Here is a 2,359-nt window from a genome sequence, read left to right as displayed (position 1 = left end):
TCAAGGCCGTGTTCGTGTGGCCGTGGGTGGGTCTTTGGCGGTACGTGGTGGTGCCGGTCGGCAGCGCTCTCGGATGGCTGGGGCGGATCCTGTTCGTCGTCCCCGCGGTGTGGCTGTACAAGTCCGTGCTGACACCCGTCGGCCACGGCGTCGCCCGGCTCGCGCGCGGCATCGGCGCGGGCTGCGCATGGCTGTGGCGCACCCTCGTCGTGACCCCCGCGACCTGGCTCTACGCGCGCGTCCTTACGCCCGTGGGCCACGGCGTCGGCACGGTCCTGACGTGGCTGTTCAAGGCCGTGTTCGTGTGGCCGTGGGTGGGTCTTTGGCGGTACGTGGTGGTGCCCGTCGGCATCGGTCTCGCGTGGCTGGGGCGGATGCTGATCGTGGTGCCCGCGGTGTGGTTCTACCGCTGGGTCATGACGCCCGTGGGCCACGGCGTCGCCTGGCTCCTGCGCATGCTCCTCGTCGTGCCCGCCGTCGCCCTGTGGCGCTGGGTGCTCGCGCCCGTCGGGCGGGCCATCGCCGTCGTCGCGCGCGAGGTCGGCGACGCCCTCGGGCACGCCTGGCGCGTCGCGGGCCACATCTCGCTCGCCGTGGGCCGCTTCCTCGGCAAGCTCCTTCGGTGGATCTTCGTCGAGCCGGTGCGCTGGGCGTACCGGACGGTCCTCACACCCGTCGGGCACGTGGTCCGCGACCTGGTGTGGCGCCCCGCCGCCGAGGCCGCCCGCAGCATCGGCCGCACCACCCGCCAGGCCCTCGCGTCCGCCCGGGAGAGCGTCCGCCAGGCCCGGGCCGACGTACGCCGCATGCTGTTCGGGGCGCCGAAGGAGCCGGCGCCGGTACCGGTGGCCCGGCGGGAACAGGACACGCCGGAGCCGCGTAACCTAGAGAAGAATCCCGGGAGTGCAGTTTCCCCGCCTGCGCGGGGGTGATCCTGACTGGACGACGCTGCGTAAGCGTCATCCAGACTGCTCCCCGCCTGTGCGGGGGTGTTCCCGGACCGCACACAAGGAGAAGTTCCACTGGGCAAGCGACAGCCCGTAGGCCCGCCGCCCGCACCCGCGGTGCAGCGCATCCGACTGCGCTACACCAAGCGCGGCCGCCTCCGGTTCACCAGCCACCGTGACTTCCAGCGCGCCTTCGAGCGTGCGCTGCGCCGCGCCGAGGTGCCCATGGCGTACTCGGCGGGGTTCACCCCGCACCCGAAGGTGTCGTACGCCAATGCCGCACCCACCGGCACCGGCAGTGAGGCCGAGTACCTGGAGATCGCGCTCACCGCGCCGCGCGACCCGGAGAAGCTCCGCGTGCTCCTCGACGAGTCGATGCCCGCGGGGCTCGACATCGTCGACGCCGTCGAGTCCCACACCTCCGGGCTCGCCGACCGGCTGACCGCCTCCATCTGGGAGCTGCGCCTGGACGGCGTGGAGCCCGCGGAGGCCCAGCGCGCCGCCGACCTGTTCCGGGCGGCAGAGACGGTCGAGGTGCAGCGCCGCACGAAGAACGGCATGCGCACCTTCGACGCGCGCGAGGCAGTCGTGAGCCTGGACGCCGTCACCGATGGCGAAGTGATCACTCACGACACTGATAGGCCGAGCGACAAGCCCTGTGCGATACTGCGGCTGGTTGTTCGGCACGTGACACCTGCCGTACGACCTGACGACGTCCTGTCCGGTCTCCGAGCTGTGGCCGACCTGGCGCCGCCGGTCCCCGCAGCGGTGACCAGGCTGGCGCAGGGGCTTTTCGATGAAGAGACCGGCACGGTGACCGACCCGCTCGCGCCCGACCGCGAGGCAGTCACGGCCGCATCACCCACGGCCGCCGTACCTGCCGCCGCGAAGGCACCGGCGCCGGAAGGCCCCCGCTAAAGGACGTACGTCAAAGCGCAGCCCTCGTACTCGGGAGCCACCTGGGTCGGGCAGCGCACTGACCGAGACTTTCGCCAGGCCGTCCGCACTTGGGCGTACGGAACCGGCGAGACAAGACATAGAGCTCCCGTGCGGCGCCCACGCCCCCGGATGGCGGCCCCGCGCACCTAGCGCGAGCCGCGGACATCACCGGACCAGGCGCGGCGCCCGGGAGCGTGACGGGAGAACCGCCCGCATGCTTGAGCCGAACGAACCCACTGAGGGCTCGCAGAACAACACCCCCAGCGACACCCTGCCGCCGCGCCGTCGGCGCCGTGCGGCGTCGCGCCCCGCGGGTCCGCCCGGGGGCACCGCCGCGACCGCCGCGGCCCCGGCCATACCGGCCGCCCCCGCCGCCGAGGACGTCGCAGAGGTCGAAGAGACCGAAGAGACCGAAGAAGTCACCGAGGCCACCGAGGCTCCGGCGCAGGCCACCGAGCCCGCCCCCGAGCCCG

General features: G+C 72.9%; 3 protein-coding genes. All 3 read left to right on the top strand.

What is annotated here, in order from left to right:
* Positions 1-932, top strand: a 932-nt coding sequence (locus ACFWZ2_RS22400) for a hypothetical protein (RefSeq protein ID WP_384548252.1), incomplete at its 5' end; no start/stop codon positions are given.
* Between the two features lie 132 nt (positions 933-1,064).
* Positions 1,065-1,865: a TIGR03936 family radical SAM-associated protein gene (locus tag ACFWZ2_RS22395; protein ID WP_384548250.1), complete on the top strand. Its 801-nt coding sequence runs from the start codon at positions 1,065-1,067 to the stop codon at positions 1,863-1,865.
* A 235-nt stretch (positions 1,866-2,100) separates the two neighbouring features.
* The coding region (locus tag ACFWZ2_RS22390; RefSeq protein ID WP_384548296.1) for a hypothetical protein at positions 2,101-2,359 on the top strand (259 nt) is incomplete at its 3' end.

Origin of the sequence: Streptomyces sp. NPDC059002, from assembly GCF_042740435.1 — a bacterium.
In the GTDB taxonomy this organism is placed as follows: Bacteria; Actinomycetota; Actinomycetes; order Streptomycetales; family Streptomycetaceae; genus Streptomyces.
This window is presented reverse-complemented; position numbering and strand designations above follow the sequence as displayed.